Annotated in this window: 18 protein-coding genes; 10 read left to right on the top strand and 8 right to left on the bottom strand. The window is 59.9% G+C overall.

Annotated elements, in window-relative coordinates:
• From glyQ to def, 5 genes are all read right to left on the bottom strand, one after another.
• Positions 1-1,023 carry a glycine--tRNA ligase subunit alpha gene (glyQ, locus tag ACAM27_RS02385; RefSeq protein ID WP_036149746.1) on the bottom strand — a complete coding sequence of 341 codons (1,023 nt, stop codon included), beginning with the start codon at positions 1,021-1,023 and terminating at the stop codon, positions 1-3.
• A 134-nt stretch (positions 1,024-1,157) separates the two neighbouring features.
• Positions 1,158-2,561 (bottom strand): Trk system potassium transporter TrkA, encoded by a 1,404-nt coding sequence (gene trkA, locus ACAM27_RS02380; RefSeq protein WP_014420019.1) that lies wholly within the window; start codon positions 2,559-2,561, stop codon positions 1,158-1,160.
• Positions 2,558-3,859: a 16S rRNA (cytosine(967)-C(5))-methyltransferase RsmB gene (gene rsmB, locus ACAM27_RS02375; protein ID WP_222534157.1), complete on the bottom strand. Its 1,302-nt coding sequence runs from the start codon at positions 3,857-3,859 to the stop codon at positions 2,558-2,560. The genes trkA and rsmB overlap by 4 nt, the downstream gene beginning before the upstream one ends.
• Before the next feature lie 2 nt (positions 3,860-3,861).
• On the bottom strand, positions 3,862-4,797 hold the full coding sequence (gene fmt, locus ACAM27_RS02370) for a methionyl-tRNA formyltransferase (protein ID WP_369612479.1): 936 nt from the start codon (positions 4,795-4,797) through the stop codon (positions 3,862-3,864).
• Between the two features lie 80 nt (positions 4,798-4,877).
• Positions 4,878-5,384 (bottom strand): peptide deformylase, encoded by a 507-nt coding sequence (gene def / locus ACAM27_RS02365; RefSeq protein ID WP_197535995.1) that lies wholly within the window; start codon positions 5,382-5,384, stop codon positions 4,878-4,880.
• 464 nt (positions 5,385-5,848) lie between these two features.
• Between def and ACAM27_RS02360 the strand changes: the two genes are divergently transcribed.
• The 8 genes from ACAM27_RS02360 to ACAM27_RS02325 all read left to right on the top strand — a co-directional run bounded on the left by ACAM27_RS02360 (position 5,849) and on the right by ACAM27_RS02325 (position 12,551).
• Positions 5,849-6,865: a LysM peptidoglycan-binding domain-containing protein gene (locus ACAM27_RS02360; protein WP_011783624.1), complete on the top strand. Its 1,017-nt coding sequence runs from the start codon at positions 5,849-5,851 to the stop codon at positions 6,863-6,865.
• A gap of 33 nt (positions 6,866-6,898) precedes the next feature.
• Positions 6,899-8,116, top strand: a complete 1,218-nt coding sequence (gene dprA / locus ACAM27_RS02355) for a DNA-processing protein DprA (protein ID WP_113879409.1) — start codon at positions 6,899-6,901, stop codon at positions 8,114-8,116.
• Positions 8,117-8,131: 15 nt separating this feature from the next.
• A complete protein-coding gene (locus ACAM27_RS02350; RefSeq protein ID WP_014420025.1) occupies positions 8,132-8,704 on the top strand; it encodes an L-threonylcarbamoyladenylate synthase in 573 nt (190 codons plus the stop codon).
• An 8-nt stretch (positions 8,705-8,712) separates the two neighbouring features.
• Positions 8,713-9,639 carry an oxygen-dependent coproporphyrinogen oxidase gene (gene hemF, locus ACAM27_RS02345; protein WP_011783627.1) on the top strand — a complete coding sequence of 309 codons (927 nt, stop codon included), beginning with the start codon at positions 8,713-8,715 and terminating at the stop codon, positions 9,637-9,639.
• On the top strand, positions 9,632-10,459 hold the full coding sequence (aroE, locus tag ACAM27_RS02340; protein WP_113879410.1) for a shikimate dehydrogenase: 828 nt from the start codon (positions 9,632-9,634) through the stop codon (positions 10,457-10,459). The genes hemF and aroE overlap by 8 nt, the downstream gene beginning before the upstream one ends.
• 38 nt (positions 10,460-10,497) lie before the next feature.
• On the top strand, positions 10,498-11,271 hold the full coding sequence (locus ACAM27_RS02335; RefSeq protein ID WP_011783629.1) for a motility protein A: 774 nt from the start codon (positions 10,498-10,500) through the stop codon (positions 11,269-11,271).
• A gap of 3 nt (positions 11,272-11,274) precedes the next feature.
• Entirely contained in the window at positions 11,275-12,108 is an 834-nt protein-coding gene (locus ACAM27_RS02330) for a flagellar motor protein MotB (protein WP_014420029.1), read from the top strand.
• Between the two features lie 125 nt (positions 12,109-12,233).
• Entirely contained in the window at positions 12,234-12,551 is a 318-nt protein-coding gene (locus ACAM27_RS02325; RefSeq protein WP_011783631.1) for a PA4642 family protein, read from the top strand.
• A 30-nt stretch (positions 12,552-12,581) separates the two neighbouring features.
• Here ACAM27_RS02325 and ACAM27_RS02320 read toward each other — a convergent pair whose 3' ends face one another.
• Positions 12,582-13,121, bottom strand: a complete 540-nt coding sequence (locus tag ACAM27_RS02320; RefSeq protein ID WP_014420031.1) for a gamma carbonic anhydrase family protein — start codon at positions 13,119-13,121, stop codon at positions 12,582-12,584.
• A gap of 282 nt (positions 13,122-13,403) precedes the next feature.
• On the opposite strand from ACAM27_RS02320, the gene prlC reads away from it, so the two are divergent.
• On the top strand, positions 13,404-15,449 hold the full coding sequence (prlC, locus tag ACAM27_RS02315) for an oligopeptidase A (protein ID WP_369612478.1): 2,046 nt from the start codon (positions 13,404-13,406) through the stop codon (positions 15,447-15,449).
• 56 nt (positions 15,450-15,505) lie between these two features.
• Positions 15,506-15,757 carry a YheV family putative zinc ribbon protein gene (locus tag ACAM27_RS02310; protein WP_011783635.1) on the top strand — a complete coding sequence of 84 codons (252 nt, stop codon included), beginning with the start codon at positions 15,506-15,508 and terminating at the stop codon, positions 15,755-15,757.
• 58 nt (positions 15,758-15,815) lie between these two features.
• On the opposite strand, the gene ACAM27_RS02305 is transcribed toward ACAM27_RS02310, so the two are convergent.
• Positions 15,816-17,138, bottom strand: a complete 1,323-nt coding sequence (locus ACAM27_RS02305; protein WP_369612477.1) for a Na+/H+ antiporter family protein — start codon at positions 17,136-17,138, stop codon at positions 15,816-15,818.
• A 114-nt stretch (positions 17,139-17,252) separates the two neighbouring features.
• Complete coding sequence (locus ACAM27_RS02300; protein ID WP_011783637.1) at positions 17,253-17,483, bottom strand: DUF1653 domain-containing protein; 231 nt, start codon at positions 17,481-17,483, stop codon at positions 17,253-17,255.
• Between the last annotated feature and the right edge of the window lie 20 nt (positions 17,484-17,503).

Genomic DNA, 17,503 nt, shown 5'->3' with positions numbered 1-17,503 from the left:
TTATGCGTTCCCCTGTTCCTGCGGTGCCTTGTTGGCTTTCTTGCCCTTTTTACTGGCCTTGGCGTCGGCGGCTTCAGCGGCGGCCAGCACTTCCTTGCGGAGGTGTTCCGGGGCCAGCGGGAAGCCCAGCTTGCGACGGCTCTCGAAGTAGGCCTGAGCAACAGAACGGGCCAGGGTGCGTACACGCAGGATGAAACGCTGGCGCTCGGTCACGGAGATGGCGTGACGGGCGTCCAGCAGGTTGAAAGTGTGGGAGGCCTTGAGCACCTGCTCATAGGCCGGCAGCGGCAGGCCGGCGTCGATCAGGCGGGCGCTTTCCCGCTCATAGACATCGAAGCTGTGGAACAGGAACTCGGTGTCGGCGTGTTCGAAGTTGTAGGTGGACATCTCCACCTCTTGCTGGTGGAACACGTCGCCGTAAGTGACCACGCCATCCGGGCCATTGGTCCAGACCAGGTCGTACACGCTGTCGACGCCCTGCAGGTACATGGCGATACGCTCAAGGCCGTAGGTCAGCTCGCCGGTGACCGGATAGCATTCCAGGCCGCCTACCTGCTGGAAGTAAGTGAACTGGGTCACTTCCATACCGTTCAGCCAGATTTCCCAGCCCAGGCCCCAGGCGCCCAGGGTCGGCGATTCCCAGTTGTCTTCGACAAAGCGGATGTCGTGCACCAACGGGTCCAGGCCCAGGGCGCGCAGAGAATCCAGGTACAGCTCCTGAATGTTGTCCGGAGACGGCTTCAGAACCACCTGGAACTGGTAGTAGTGCTGCAGGCGGTTGGGGTTCTCGCCGTAACGGCCGTCGGTGGGGCGGCGGCTGGGCTGGACGTAGGCGGAGTTCCAGGTTTCCGGACCAATGGATCGCAGGAAGGTGGCCGGGTGGAAGGTACCGGCGCCCACTTCCATGTCCAGGGGCTGGAGAACCACGCAGCCGTGCTGCGCCCAGAAATTCTGCAATGCCAGGATCAGACCCTGGAAGGTCTTGATGTCCGGCGCGGAGTTGTTGGTTGCCTTGTCTGTCACGACGTTTGCCTGCTGGTCAGTCTGTGTGTGGGCCCCGGTTCCGGGGCACTCCGAAAATTTGAAAACGCGCATTATACGCTGGCCGGCGCCGCATTTCTAAGTGCCAGCCAGGGTGTTGTTTTGCCTGAGATCAATCAGAAGAACGTGAGGCCCACCTGGAACAGTTTCTCGACGTCCCGGATGCGTGATTTGTCCACCAGGAACAGGATCACGTGGTCGTCTGGTTGCACCCGCAGGTGGTCATGGGCGATGAGCACTTCGTTGTGCCGGACAATGGCACCAATGGTCGTTCCGGATGGCAGATTGATTTCGTCCAGGCGCTTGCCAACCACCTTGGAGGAACGGTGGTCGCCGTGGGCGATGGCCTCAATGGCTTCGGCCGCGCCCCGGCGCAGGGCGTGCACGTTCACCACGTCACCCCGGCGCACGTGGGTAAGCAGGCTGCCGATGGTGGTCTGCTGGGGTGAGATGGCCACGTCGATATCGCCGCCCTGGATCAGATCCACGTAATCCGGATTGTTGATCAGGGTCAGGACCTTGCGGGCACCCAGTCGTTTGGCCAGCAACGAGGCCATGATGTTGGCTTCGTCGTCGTTGGTGACGGCGCAGAACACATCGGTATTTTCGATGTTCTCTTCCAGCAGGATGTCCTTGTTGGCCGCGTTACCTTCCAGTACCACGGTCTTGCGCAGGCGCTCGGACAGCATCACGCAGCGTTCATGGTCCCGTTCCAGGAGTTTCACCTGGTAGCGGTCTTCCAGGGTGTTGGCCAGCCGGTAGCCGATGTTGCCACCGCCGCAGATAAAGATGCGTTTGTAGGGCTTCTCCAGCGGTTGCAGTTCACTCATCACCGAACGGATATGGTCGGCAGCGGCGATGAAGAACACTTCGTCGCCGTCTTCAATCACGGTATCGCCCTGGGGCATGATCGCCCGGTCCTTGCGGAAAATCGCCGCCACCCGGGTATCGATCTTGGGCATGTGGGTGCGCAGGTAGGACAGTTCGTGCCCCACCAGCGGGCCGCCCTCGGTGGCGCGAATGGCGACCAGTCGGGTCAGGCCCTTGGAGAACTCCAGTACCTGCAGAGCACCGGGGTATTCAATCAGCCGGGTAATGTGCTGGGTCACCAGATGTTCCGGACTGATCAGAACGTCCAGGGGGAAGCCTCTCAGGCTGTCCAGGTCCTTGACCGTATCCCGGTTGTAGAACAGTTCCGGCTTGGCCAGATAGGCGCCGGCCCGCACCCGGCAGATGGTAGTGGGGGTCTTGTACAGCAGCTTGGAGACCTGGCACGCCACCATGTTGGTTTCATCGCTGTTGGTGACCGCGATGATCATGTCGGCATCTTCGGCACCGGCCTGTCGCAATACCGTGGGATAGGAGGCGCGGCCATGCATGGTGCGGATATCGAGCCGGTCCTGCAGTTCACGAAGGCGGGCGCTGTCGTTGTCCACCACGGTGATGTCGTTGGCTTCGTTTGCCAGGTTTTCCGCCAGGGTGCCGCCGACCTGGCCGGCGCCGAGAATCAGGATTTTCATGGTTCAGGTTTCTCCAGCACGGCGTAGAAAAAGCCGTCATGGCTGTCCGGGTCTGGGAACAGCTGACGCCCGGTGTTCATGTCCCGGCCCCAGTCTGCCTCGATACACTTCAGCGTTGCCTGATTCTGCTGCTTCAGGAATCGCTGGATTATACGGTGGTTCTCCTGTGGAAACACCGAACAGGTGGCATACACCAGTCGCCCACCGGGCTTCAGGATAGACCACATGGCCTCCAGCAGGCCAAGCTGGATACTGGCCAGCGGCACAATATCGGATTCCCGGCGCAGCAGTTTGATGTCCGGGTGCCGGCGAATCACGCCGGTAGCGCTGCAGGGAACGTCCAGCAGGATGCGGTCGAAGGGCGTGCCGTCCCACCAGCTGTCGATATCGGCGGCATCGGCCTGGGTCAGGGTGGCCTGCAGGTCGAGCCGGTCCAGGTTTTCCTGGACCCGGGGCAGGCGCTCGGCGGATTCGTCGATGGCCACCACTTCGTCCAGTGCGCCACAGGCTTCAAGGATGGCGCAGGTCTTGCCGCCCGGCGCGGCGCAGGCATCCAGTACCCTCTGGCCTGGCTGCAGATCCATCAAAGTCGTACACAATTGGGCGGCTTCGTCCTGAACACTGACCGCGCCGTCCTCGAACCAGGGCAGTCGGTCCACCGGCACCGGCCGTTGGAGCTGGATGCCGCTGGGGGCAAAGCGCGTGGCGCGGGCCTCAATGCCGGCTTCCGACAACAGGTTCAGGTACTCGTCGCGTTTGAAGCGCAGGGCATTGACCCGCAGGGTCATGGGTGCCTGCTGGTTGTTGGCTTCAAGGATGGCCTGCCAATCGTCCGGCCAGTTGTGGCGAAGCTTCTCCACCATCCACACCGGATGACTGAAGCGGCCACTATCGTCTTTCGGCGCTGGCGCCCCTTCCCGTTCGGCGGCCCGCAGCACTCCGTTGACCAGACCGGTCAGGTGGGGCTTGTCCAGTGCCCGGCAAGCCTCCACGGTTTCGTTCAGTACCGCGTAGGTGGCCTGTTCGCTGTAACGTAACTGAAACAGGGCCACCAGCATCAGGTGGTGAATGATCCGGTCCGGCTTGCGCAGGGGCTTTTTCAGGCGCTGGTTCAGCTCGCTCTCAAGCCGGTGAAACCAGCGGCAGGCACCGTAACAGATAGCTTGCAGTTGTGGCCGTTGTTCCGGGGGTAACTGGTTCAGGGCGGGTGGCAGGCATTGGGATAACGACTGGCCCTGTTCCACCGCCAGCAATACGTTGGCGGCAATGGCGCGGAATGGCAGGGGCTGGTAAGCCATGGTCAGTTCAGCTCCTGGCCGGGCAGCAGCACCTGCTTGCCACCATTGATCAGGTCGTTGATGCTCTGGGCCTTGCTGCCTGGTAACTGCACGGAAGTGATTCTGAGGGTGCCGGTGCCGCAGGCAACGTCTACACCGTCCCGCTCCCGGGCAATCACGGTGCCGGGACCTTTGTCGCTGTCCTGCTTCAGGGCGCTGGCCTGATGAATACGGATACGTTGCTCGCCAAGATCGGTAAAGGTACCGGGCCAGGGGTTGAAGGCGCGAATCAGTCGTTCGATCTCCTGCGCGTTTTGGCTCCAGTCGATGTGGCCCTCTTCCTTCGACAGCTTATGGGCGTAGTTGGCCTCTGCCTCATTCTGGACTTCGCCGGTCAGATCGTTGTTGGTCAGCCTCTCCAAGGCCTGCACAATGGCCTTGCCGCCCATCTCGGCCAGCCGGTCATGCAGGCTGCCGCCGGTATCGTCGGCATTGATGGGGGTGCCCAGTTTCAGCAACATGTCGCCGGTATCCAGGCCCTCGTCCATCTGCATGATGGTGATTCCGGTTTCGGCATCGCCGGCGGCAATCGCCCGCTGGATAGGGGCGGCGCCACGCCATCGCGGCAGCAGGGAGGCGTGAATGTTCAGGCAGCCATGGGTTGGTATGTTCAGCACTGCCTTGGGCAGAATCAGGCCATAGGCAGCCACGATCATCACATCCGGTTGCAGTGACGCCAGTTCCTGTTGGGCCTCTTCTGGCTTCAGACTGACCGGCTGATACACGGGAATACCAGTATCCAGTGCCACCTGTTTGACCGGGCTGGGCATCAGTTTTCGGCCGCGGCCGGCGGGGCGATCAGGCTGGGTGTAAACGCCGACGATGTCGTAACCGGCATTCAGCAGGGTTTTCAGGGCGGTGGCGGCGAAATCCGGCGTGCCGGCAAACACAATGCGCACGTTGGTTGCTTCTCTGTGTCGTTGATACGAAAAAACCGGGTCGTAACCCGGTCCTGAATTCGGTCTATGCTGGCAGCGCCTCAGGCGCTCTGCTTGTGCAGCTTTTCCAGCTTCTTGCGAATGCGATTACGTTTGAGCTGGCTCAGGTAATCGACAAACAGCTTGCCATTCAGGTGGTCCATTTCATGCTGGATGCAAACTGCCAGCAGGCCTTCAGCCTCCAGGACAAACTCCTTGCCGTCGCGATCCCTGGCGGTAATCCGGCAGTGCTCGATGCGCTTCACATCTTCATAGAACCCCGGTACCGACAGGCAGCCTTCCTGCATGGCTTCGAGCTCGCCATCCAGCACTTCCACTTTCGGGTTGATGAACACCCGCGGCTCGGTTTTATCTTCGGACAGATCCATTACGATGATCTGCTTGTGTACATCCACCTGGGTCGCGGCCAGGCCAATGCCGCGGGCATCGTACATGGTCTCGAACATGTCGTCGATCAGCGTACGGATGTCATCGGTCACTTCCTCCACCGGCTTGGCGATGGTGCGAAGTCGTGGGTCCGGATACTCAAGAATTTCTCGAATCATAATGCTCTTGCTTCTGGCCTGTGTGTATCGGGCAATCTCTAATGTCAGCCTGTTTGACGGGCTGCCCAGCGCAGAATTTTACCATTTGTAACGCTGTGAAACCGATTGCCGAAATGCGACAGCGTACTGCGCAAATTTTCTTGGTCTGCCTATGATGAATCCAGAGATTCCGACAGTATGAACCGTTAATGCTGGCAGAGTTCCCGGGTTCAAGGTAATAACGTCCGCCTGACGGTGCCTATTATCCAATAATTCGCCGATTGAGTACAAACTGATCAGTTAATAGTTAAAATCTTTCACGAATGCGCTTCGATGGCTGCAGAAATCACTCGAAGAACAAAAGATAACATCACAAATTCCGGGACTTCTTCTATAGTAACGGGAATAACAACGTAATATGCTGCGGGGATTCTGCGGCGACATTACCGAACGCAAAGATTCAAGGCACGCGATCAAGGACATAAACAATGAGGAAACTGTTGTACGCTCTGGCAGCCTCTGCGCTGCTGTTTACCTCCTGGGCCCAGGCACAGCCGGAGCTGAGGTCTGATCATCCTGAGCGTTACACTGTCGTCAAAGGGGACACCCTCTGGGACATTTCAGCGCGATTCCTGAACAACCCGTGGTACTGGCCGGAAATCTGGCACGTGAACCCGCAGGTTGCCAACCCACACCTGATCTATCCCGGTGACCGCCTGGCACTGGTGTACATCGATGGCAAGCCCCGGATTACTAAGGTCGCGACGAGCGATGTGGTGAAGCTCTCGCCTCAGGTTCGTTCCGAGGCCATCGACACACCAATACCGGCCATCCCCCTGGATGCCATCGCCAGTTTCCTGACAGAAACCCGTATTGTCAGCCCGGAAGAAATTAACGGTGCGCCCTATGTGCTTGAAGGTGAGGACGGCCGCATCATCACCGGTGCCGGTGACCGTATTTACGCTCGCGGCGAGAAGCCGGCCGATCGCGTGGGTATTTTCCGTCGCAGTAAGGAATTTGTGGATCCGGACACTGGCGAGTTCCTTGGCCTGGAAGCCCGGAGCATTGCCCGCGGCAACGTTAATGCCGAAAACGGTGATGTGTTGACCGTAGGCATTACCAAATCCAGTGAGGAAGTGCGTATTGGCGACCGGCTACTGGTGAATGAAGATCGCCGGCTGACCACCAGCTTCGTGCCCAGCTCGCCGGATAGTGAGATCGAAGGCAAGATGATTTCTGTCGATGGCGGTGTCAGCCAGATCGGTCAGTACGATGTGGTCGCCATTAACCGTGGTGAGCGCGAAGGCCTGGCGCCCGGTAATGTGCTGGCGGTGCTAAAGGCGGGCAACATGGTTCGTGACCCGGTCACCGGCGAAACCATTGAATTGCCGTCTGAGCGGGCTGGCCTGCTGATGGTGTTCCAGGCCTATGAGAAAATGAGCTACGGTCTGGTGCTGCAGGCAACGCGGCCCCTCTCGGTGGGTGACAAGGTCACCAATCCCTGAGGCCGCGCGTTTGATGAGTTGAAGGAATAAGACATGGCCGGGCCGGAATGCCCGGCCATTGTTGTTTTCAAGGAAGAGAAAATGTCAGATCAGGAATTTCTGCAAACACCGGCAGGCCAGTGGCTGCTGCTGTCACTGCTGCCCCGGTTCGGAATCCCCCTCAGGGAGCGGATTCTGGGTTCTGTTGATACGCTCACCGATATCCTGCCCCTGAATGCTGCCACGCTTCGCGCCATGGGGCTTGGCGGCGATGCCGTGGAGGCGATTGTCGCCTGGCAGGCGGGTGATCTCAGCCAGGGCGTCATTGCCCGGGCACTGGATATCTATCGCCAATGTCGGGAACGGGGTATTGGCGTGCTCGGACAGGGCCAGGCGCCCTACCCGGAATGCCTGCGCCATATCCACAATGCCCCTCTGGTGCTCTATACGCTGGGTAATGTTGAGTTATTGCAACGGGACCAACTGGGCGTGGTCGGCAGTCGCAACGCCACCCGGGCGGGGCTGGACCATGCCCGCCAGTTTTCTGCCGAACTCAGCCGGCGAGGGCTGCTGATCACCAGTGGTCTGGCCCTGGGAATAGATGGTGCAGCCCACGCCGGCGCCCTGGATGCTGGCTATCCGACACTGGCGGTGGTGGGTTGTGGTCTCGACCGGTTGTATCCGGCCCAACATCGTAACCTGGCTCACCGCATCATTGAGAACGGTTTGATTGTTTCTGAGTACCCGCCGGGCACCCAGGCCAGGGCCGCCTATTTCCCCCAGCGTAACCGCATTATCAGTGGCCTCGCCCGGGGCGTGCTGGTGGTGGAGGCCAGCCTCCGGAGCGGTTCACTGATTACCGCTCGAACCGCCCTCGAGCAGGGGCGGGAGGTGTTTGCCATTCCCGGTTCGGTGCACAGCCCGGTGGCCCGGGGCTGTCACCAACTGATTCGCCAGGGCGCCCGGCTGGTGGAGACCGCCAACGACGTGATGGAGGAACTGGGTACCTGGTGGTCCATGCAGGCGCAGCCCGCAGAACCGGAAGCAACGGAGAATTCGTCAGACCTGTCGTTTCTGGACAGCCGGGAAATCGCGGTATTCGAGGCTTTGGGGTATGATCCGCAGTCTACCGATGCACTGAGCCTTGCCACGGGTTTGCCCGCGGATCAGTTGCTGCAGTCGCTACTGATCCTGGAGCTTGAGGGCCTCGCCCATGCCTGCCCGGGTGGTTATCAGCGCACCGGTCGGGACCTTGTTCATTGTTCTGCATGAGGGCGCCGATATCTGATGGCGAATACATCTTCTCCGAGTTTTCTTCAACTGGCTCTTGCCCGCCAGACGGTACTGGCAGGCGGAGTAATCGCCTATCCCACGGAAGCGGTGTGGGGACTGGGGTGCGATCCCTGGAACCGGGAGGCGGTCGAATACATCCTTGAGCTCAAGCGGCGACCCATGGAGAAGGGCGTGATACTGGTGGCAGCCTCGGTTGAACAGGTGCGTTTCCTGCTGGATCCGTTGCCCGACGCCGTTCAGAGCGAGGCTCTGCGCCACTGGCCAGGGCCGGTCACCTGTCTGTTGCCGGACGTAAACCAGCAGGTGCCGGAGTGGGTCCGCGGCAAACACAGTTCCATCGCCGTTCGGGTCAGTGATCATCCGGTGGTGCGGGCCTTGTGTGAGGCGACGGGTATGCCGCTGGTCAGTACCTCATGCAATCCGGCGGGGCGTCAGCCAGCCCGTGCCATCTGGCAGGTGCGGCGCTATTTCGGCGACCGCATAGATCGTATTGTCCCCGGTGCGCTGGGCGGCAATCGCAAGCCCAGTCGCATTATTGATATTGTTACCGGTCAACAGTTTCGCTAGGAGAATTCATGTCACAGCAGCCGGATATCCAGGCCGTCAAGGACTACCTCATCGGTCTTCAGGAGCGCATTTGTCAGCGGCTGGAAGCGGTCGATGGCCAGGCATCGTTTATCCGTGACAGTTGGCAGCGGCCGGAAGGCGGTGGCGGTATCAGCCGCGTACTGGCCGACGGTGGTGTTATCGAGAAGGGCGGCGTTAACTTTTCCCACGTGATGGGCGAGACCATGCCAGCGTCTGCCACGGCTCACCGCCCTCACCTGGCGGGCGCACCCTGGCAGGCCATGGGGGTATCGCTGGTGATTCATCCGAACAATCCATACGTGCCCACGTCTCATGCCAACGTGCGCTTTTTCATCGCTACGCCGGAGGACAGCGCTCCGGTGTACTGGTTCGGTGGTGGCTATGACCTCACGCCCTATTACGGATTTGAGGAAGACTGCGTGCACTGGCACCGCACCGCAAAGGCAGCCTGCCAGCCATTCGGTGACTCCGTCTACGCGGACTACAAGCGCTGGTGCGACGACTATTTCTACCTCAAACACCGGCAGGAGCCACGGGGCGTTGGCGGGCTGTTCTTCGATGACTACAACACCGGTGATTTCGACCGTGACTTTGCCTTTATGCAGGCCGTGGGCGACAGTTACATTGAGGCCTACGAGCCGATTGTGCGCCGGCGTATGGATCAGCCCTGGGGGGAACGGGAGCGGGAATTCCAGCTCTACCGCCGGGGCCGCTATGTCGAGTTTAACCTGGTGTACGACCGGGGCACGCTGTTTGGACTGCAGTCGGGCGGCCGGACCGAGTCTATCCTGATGTCCCTGCCCCCGTTGGTGCGCTGGGATTACGACCGCCGTCCGGAGCCAGGCACTGAGGAAGCCCGGCTGACCGAGTATTTTCTGACCGGCCGTGACTGGTTGGAGGAACGTAATGACTAACGATCTGTACGCCGTGGTGGGCAACCCCATCAGCCACAGCAAATCACCCCGTATCCACAGCCTGTTTGCCCAACAGACCGGTGAGGCTGTGGAATACACCGCGATTCAGGCGCCGCTGGAGGATTTCGCCGGCACCGTTCATCACTTCTTTGACCACGGCGGCAAGGGTCTGAACATTACGGTGCCGTTCAAGGAACAGGCCTGGACCCTGGCTGAGCACCGGACTCACCGGGCCGAGCTGGCAGGTGCCGCCAATACTCTCTATCTGGATCAAGAAGACCAGCTGGTGGCCGATAACACAGATGGTGTGGGTATTGTTCGCGACCTCCGGGACAACCATGGCGTGCCTCTGAAGGGCGCGCGTGTGCTGGTGCTGGGCGCTGGTGGTGCGGTGCGCGGTGTGCTCGGGCCTCTGCTGGACGAGCAGCCCGCCAGTGTGGTTGTGGCCAATCGTACTGTCGCCAGAGCCGAAGCGCTGGCCCGACTGTTCGGCCGGGAACACAGTGGCATTGAACTCTCGGCCTGTGGTTTTGAGCAGGTCGAAGGACCGTTTGATCTGGTGATCAACGGCACCAGCGCCAGCCTGAAGGGCGATTTGCCAGCCATTACGGCAGATGTGATCGGCGCAGATACCGTGGTCTACGACATGATGTATTCTCTGCAGACCACCACGTTTAACCAGTGGGCCCTGGATCATGGCGCCGTACGCGTGTTTGATGGTCTGGGCATGTTGGTGGAACAGGCTGCCGAAGCTTTTTTCGTGTGGCGGGGCGTACGCCCGGAAACCTCGGCCGTCATCGAGGAACTGAGAACAGACTGAGGCAGGCGATGCAGCCGAGCCGTCGATAAGGGTCAGTTATGGATATTCTTACGCTTGTCGGGTTGCTAGCCGGAACCCTGATTGTGTTGCTCGCCATGTTGGCGAATGCAACCGTACTTACCTTTCTGAACCTGCCTGGCCTGGCCATTGTACTCGGGGGTACGTTTGCCGTAACCCTGATCAAATTCCGCATGCCCTCAGTGCTGAGTGCTTTCCGGCTCGCATTCCGCGCGGCCTTTACGGACAAGCTGGCCCGCCCGGCGGAACTGATTCGGGAAGTGGGCGTGCTGGCCCGGGTGGTTCGCAAGGAGGGCATTCTGGGTCTGGAGAACCATGACACCAAGGACGAGTTCCTGCAGAAAGCCATCAACCTCTGTGTCGATGGCCACCCGCCGGAACTGGTGGAAGAGGCCCTGTTGCAGGACAGCCAGCAGACCGCCGAACGCTACGAAGTGGCGGAACGGGTGTTCCGCGGCATTGGCGAATCGGCACCGGCCATCGGCATGCTGGGTACACTGGTGGGGCTGGTGCAGATGCTCAATACCCTTGATGATCCCTCCTCCATTGGTCCGGCCATGGCCATTGCCCTGCTGACCACCCTGTACGGCGCATTCATTGCCCAGCTGATGGCGTTACCCCTGGCCGACAAGCTGCAGCTGAAGGCGGAAGACGATGCCCGCAACCAGATGCTGATCATTACCTCCATCAAGAGCATCATGCGCGGTGAAAACCCCAGGGTTATGACCGAACTGTTGTCTTCCTACGTGTCTCCGGAACACCGCACCAACCTCGAACCCGAGCGGGAGGCCTGAGGTTTGCAACCGGCACGGCCACTGAAAAAGAACCGGGGCAAGAAAGGCACCCCGGACTGGATCGTGACGTTTGCCGATCTGGCCACATTGCTGCTGACGTTTTTTATTCTGCTGCTGTCCTTCGCCGAAATGGATGTGGAAAAGTACCGGGCCATGGCCAACTCCATGTCGCTGGCCTTTGGCTCCAGCAACGTGGTGGCGGAGGACGTGGGTGGCTCCCCTATTACCCTGGTTGAATCGGATACCGTCTCGCTGCCCGAACCGTCGGAGTCGTTGCAACAACAACCTGAGTTTATTGATGAGCGTACCGAGCGCTCGGAAACCCGGCAGATACCCGGCGGTGTGCTGGACCTGGCCGGGCGTCTGGTTCGGGAACTGGAAGAGGAAGTGGCTTCCGAAACCCTGCATGTGAACTACGACGAGGATCAGGTGGTTATCCGGTTCTCGGAGGAAGCGACCTTCCGCTCTGGCGACGCCACCATCAAGCCGGAAATGATCCCGATCATCGAGCGTGTGGTGAGCGTCCTGTCCGCCTGTAGCGGGGATGTGGTGGTTTCCGGGCATTCCGACGATCGACCGATTTCCAGCAGTCAGTACCGCTCAAACTGGGACCTGTCTGCTGCCCGGGCGGTCTCGGTGGTGCATGAACTGGTACTCAACCGGGATATCCCCGCCGAGCGGGTCGTTGCCGCGGGCCGTGCCGAGACCCGGCCACTGGCCCCCAACACCAGCCCGGAAAACCGCGCTATCAATCGCCGGGTGGAAATCGCCATCCGTAACCCCGAATGCAGTGATGAAGTGCCCACCGCAGACCTGCCGGTGGAAATCCTGCCCTGAGACGCCGGTATGTACCACCCGCCTTATGCTCGCAGCGCAGATACTCATAGTGGATTCATATAACCTCTGCCCATTCAAAGCCTTATACTGTGCGCCCTGAATTGCACACAGCAGGAGATGCCAGCATGAGCGGACCGGACAAACCGAAAGTCATTGGTGAGGAATGGAGTGACGAGCGGGTAAAGAGCTATCTCGACCTGACCCCCTGGGACCGAAGCATCAATGCCGATTATTTCGTGCTGAGTCGGGCTTATGAATCTATGCGGGCCGAAGACTTCGAGCGCTTTATCAGCTTTTTTGTTGAGGCCGGTCGTGACCTGAATGCTGAAGACGAACACGGAGCAACCATTCTGGATCGGGTTGCTCTTCACCGGCGTAGTGCAGAGTATGCCCGCGTCCTGGAAAACGCCGGCGCACAAAAAAAGGCAGCGGCCGGGAACTGATTCCCGGCAAGGCTGCCTTGTCGCTGCTTTTTATTCTGAGGGATTCAGGTATTCGTCTTTCAGTTTGACATAGTTGGCGGCAGTGTATTTGAAGAACGTTTTTTCCTTGTCGCTCAGGGCCCGGGCCTGCTTGCACGGGGAGCCCACGTACAGGTAGCCGGATTCCAGGCGTTTGCCTGGCGGTACCAGGGTGCCGGCGCCGATAATGACTTCATCTTCCACCACGGCGCCGTCCATCACGGTACAGCCCATGCCGACCAGAACCCGGCTGCCAATGGTGCAGCCATGCAAAAGGGCTTTGTGGCCAACGGTCACGTCGTCGCCCAGGATCAGCGGCCAGCCGCCGGGGTTGTAGTCGCTGGCGTGGGTGATGTGGAGCACCGAGCCGTCCTGGATGCTGCAACGGTCGCCGATTCGGATCTTGTGCATGTCGCCTCGGATTACGGTCATGGGCCAGACCGAGCAATCCTCCCCCATTTGTACATCTCCGATGACCACGGCGCTGTCGTCTACCCAGGTGCGTTCGCCAAATTGTGGTGTGATACCCTTGTGAGTTCGTACATTCGCCATTACATATACCTCAATGCTGTCCAAGTGCGGTGCAAGGTGCCGGTGGGGGATGGCTTTCAGAAACACGCTCCTTCGGCACTCCTGCGGAGTCCGGCCCGCAATCACAGATTGCGGTCGCTCAGCGGTCGCATGAAGCTTCGCTTCATAAACGCTCGGCGGAGCCCCTGTGACGCTTGAGTTCCGCCATCCCTGGCTCCACACAGTTTCTGAAAGCCATCCCCCACCGGCACCCCGTAAGTTGGTGCAAGCTATCTCATAAACGAACAGCTGAGAAGGGGACCTATGAATAACCCGCTACTGACTGACGATCTGTTGCCGAAGTTCGGCCATATCCGTACCGAGCACATGGAAACGGCCATAGACCAGATTCTCAGCGAGAACCGGATGAAGATCCAGACGCTGGCCCAGCAGGAGGATCCCAGTTGGGAAACTCTGGCTCAGCCCATGCAGGAGCTGGAAAACAAGCTAAGCAATGCCTGGTCGGTGATCTCCCACCTGAACGGTGTCATGAACAACGATGACCTGCGCAAAGTGTACAAGAACTGCCTGGAAAAACTGACTGAATACAGTACCGAAGTCAGCCAGAACAGTGTCTTGTGTGAGGCCTATAAAAAACTGGCCGCCCGCGATGATTTCCACAATCTGAGCGAATCCCAGCGCAAGTCCATCGACAACATCCTGCGGGATTTCCGGCTCGGTGGTGTGGATCTGCCCGAGGACAAGAAAAAGCGTTACGCGGAACTGTCCCGGGAGCTGGCGGAACTGTCCAACAAGTTCAGCGATAACGTGCTGGACGCCACCCAGCACTGGTACAAACACATCACCGATGTGGACGAGCTGTCCGGTCTGCCCGAAACGGCCATTGAAGGCGCCAGGCAGGCGGCCCGGCAGAAGGAGCTGGACGGTTATGTGATTACCCTGGATTTCCCCAGTTTCTATCCGGTGATGACCTACGGTGACAACCGCAGCCTGCGCCGGGAAGTGTACGAGGCGTTTGTGACCCGGGCGTCAGATCAGGGCCCGGATGCGGCGAAGTGGGATAATACCCCGGTGATGGCTGAGATTCTCAAGCGTCGCCATGCCCTCGCCCAGTTGCTCGGATTCGACAACTACGCCGAGCGTTCGTTGGCCACCAAGATGGCCCGCAGTGTCGATGAGGTGATGGAGTTCCTGAATCAGTTGGCGGCGAAATCCAAGCCCCAGGCGGAGAAGGAGTTCGCCGAGCTGAAGGCTTTTGTGAAAGACGAATACGGCGTCGAGGATCTTCAGGCCTGGGATGTGGGTTATTTCAGCGAGAAGCTGCGCCAGAAGCGTTATGACATTTCTCCGGAAACCCTGCGCCCCTGGTTCCCGGTGGACAAGGTAGTGCCGGGCCTGTTCCGGGTGACAGAGAAGCTGTTTGATGTTCAGATCGAAGCCCATCCGGAGGTGGAAACCTGGCACGAGAATGCCCAAGCCTACTGTATCAGTCGCCACGGCGAGCCGATTGCCTGGTTCTACCTGGATCTCTATGCCCGCCAGGGCAAACGCGGTGGTGCCTGGATGGCGGACTGCCGGGTGCGCTGGCGCGATTTGCGCGGCCGGTTGCAGTTGCCAGTGGCGTTCCTGACCTGCAACTTCACGCCACCGGTGGACGGCAAGCCGGCATTGCTGACTCACGACGAAGTCACCACCCTGTTCCACGAATTCGGTCATGGTCTGCATCACATGCTGACCCAGGTCGAGGTGATGGATGTGTCGGGTATTAACGGTGTGGCCTGGGATGCGGTGGAGTTGCCCAGCCAGTTCCTGGAGAACTGGTGCTGGAATCCGGAGTCGCTGGCGCTGATTGCCAGTCACCATGAAACCGGAGAACCGCTGCCGGAAGATCTGCTGCAGAAACTGTTGGCGGCCAAGAACTTCCAGTCCGGGATGGCCATGGTGCGGCAGCTGGAGTTCTCGCTGTTCGATTTCCGGTTGCACGCGGAATTCGGCGAGCAGGCGCCGACCAATCCGCTCGACATGCACCGGACAGTGCGGGAAGAGATTGCCGTGGTTCAGGCGCCGGAGTTCAATCGTTTTCCGAATGCTTTCTCCCACATTTTCGCCGGGGGCTACGCGGCGGGCTATTACAGCTACAAGTGGGCGGAAGTGCTGGCGGCCGATGCGTTCTCGCTGTTTGAGGAGAATGGTATTTTTGATCCGGAAACCGGCAAGGCCTTCCTGCACAACATTCTGGAGAAAGGCGGCTCGCAGGAGCCCATGGAGCTGTTCAAGGCGTTCCGGGGCCGGGAGCCCGAGGTGGATGCCTTGCTGAAGCAGACCGGCATTACGGACGAAGCGGCCTGATACAAACACGCCCGGTGGTCGTACTGGCCATCGGGTGACTTATCTGGAGTTGAATTATGGCGAGTCCGAAACGCTTTATCGCCGGCGCTGTCTGTCCCCGTTGTGCGGAGATGGACAAGATCATGATGTTTACCGATGACCACGGTGAGCAGGTGCGCGAATGCGTGGCATGCGGGTTTACCGATGCCATGTCCGATCAGGAGCAGCCGGCGGCACCGGAGATCGAGACCCGGGTGAACAAGCGCGACAACAAGGATGATCACACGGTAAAACAGGTGGTGTTCTTCAAGTCCGGTTCAGAAGACTGATCCCCCGGCTTGCCTGGCCGTCTTTGGCCGGCGGCAAACCGAGGGTGTTGCCGGTGCCTCAGAGCACCATGGCGGCCAGCCAGCCGAAGGCCAGCAGTGGCAGGTTGTAGTGCAGGAACGTGGGCACCACGGTATCCCAGATGTGGTTGTGCTGGCCATCCACATTCAGGCCGGCGGTGGGGCCAAGGGTGGAGTCTGATGCCGGAGAGCCGGCATCGCCCAGAGCACCCGCCGTGCCCACCAGGGCTACGATGGCCAAGGGGCTGAAGCCCAGTTGCAGGGCCAGTGGCACATACAGGGCGGCGATAATGGGGATGGTGGAGAATGATGACCCGATGCCCATGGTAATCAACAGGCCCACCACCAGCATCAGCAATGCTGCCAGCGCCTTGTTCTCGCCTATGGCGGCGACCGAACCTTCCACCAGAGTGGCGATTTCGCCGGTTTCCCGCATGACTTCCGCAAAGCCGTTGGCGGCAATCATGATGAAGCCGATCATGGCCAGCATTTTCATGCCTTCTGTGAACAGGTCGTCGGCTTCTTTCCACTTCACTACGCCAGAGACATTGAAAAGCACGAAGCCGGCCAGGGCGCCCAGGATCATGGAGCCCAGCCAGAGTTGCACCACGAACGCTACGGCAATGGCGACCAGCGCCATCACCAGCGTTCTGGGGCTGTATTTCACATCCACACGCTCGGTCTGTTCGATACGCTTGAGGTCATAGCCGCGACCGCCCCGGTAGCTGAAGAAGACCGCAACCAGCAGGCCAAGGAGCATGCCCAGTGCCGGCAGCGCCATGGCAGACATGACGTTCAGGTTGCTGGCGTCTACCCCGTTGTCGGCCACGTTGGCCAGCAGGATTTCGTTCAGATAGATGCCGCCGAAGCCTACCGGCAGGAACATGTAGGGCGTGATCAGGCCGAAGGTCAGCACGCAGGCCACCAGCCGGCGATCCATGTGCAGTTTCGCCATCACGTACAGCAGTGGCGGCACCACCAGCGGAATGAAGGCGATGTGAATCGGCAGGATATTCTGGGATGACATGGCAATGGCCAGCAGCAGGCCGATGATCATGAACCGGATGCCGGTGGCAGCGCCCCCTTCATCCTGCCGGCCGACCATGGCCAGTGCCTTGTCGGCCAGGGCATGGGCCAGACCGGATTTGCCGATGGCGACGGCAAACGCACCCAGGGTGGCATAGGACAAGGCCACGGTGGCACCACCGCCCAGGCCGGTATTGAAGGCATTGATGGTATCTTCAAGGGACATGCCTGCCACCAGGCCACCGGAAATGGCGCCGATGATCAGGGCAACAACAACGTGAATGCGGCACAGGCTCAGTACGAGCATGATCAGTACCGCGGCAACTACGGCATTCATGGCAAACTCCGGGTAGGAATCCAGGGAATACCGACACCTTTTGGGCGCCGGCCGCACGAAAAGTGCGCTAATGTGCAGGAAATGGCCGCCGCAGTCAAAACGGTTGTGTAACCGTTACTCGTCCTCAACCCGCATGAAACGGGGAACCTGTTCGCCGGCCACATCGACGGTTTCCAGAAACATGGGGAGCGGGCGAACCCATAGACTATGGTCGCCGTACAGGCAGCGATAGACCACCAGCGGCTCTTCGGTTTCGCTGTGGCGGGCCACGCCGATCACGTCGTAGTCCTTGCCTTTGTAGTGCCGGTAGCGGCCGGGCTGAACCGTGTGTCTGCGTTCGGGCATGTCTTCCTCTCTGGTGGTAG

Origin of the sequence: Marinobacter sp. RI1, assembly GCF_041155085.1 — a bacterium.
GTDB lineage: Bacteria > Pseudomonadota > Gammaproteobacteria > Pseudomonadales > Oleiphilaceae > Marinobacter > Marinobacter nauticus.
This window is presented reverse-complemented; position numbering and strand designations above follow the sequence as displayed.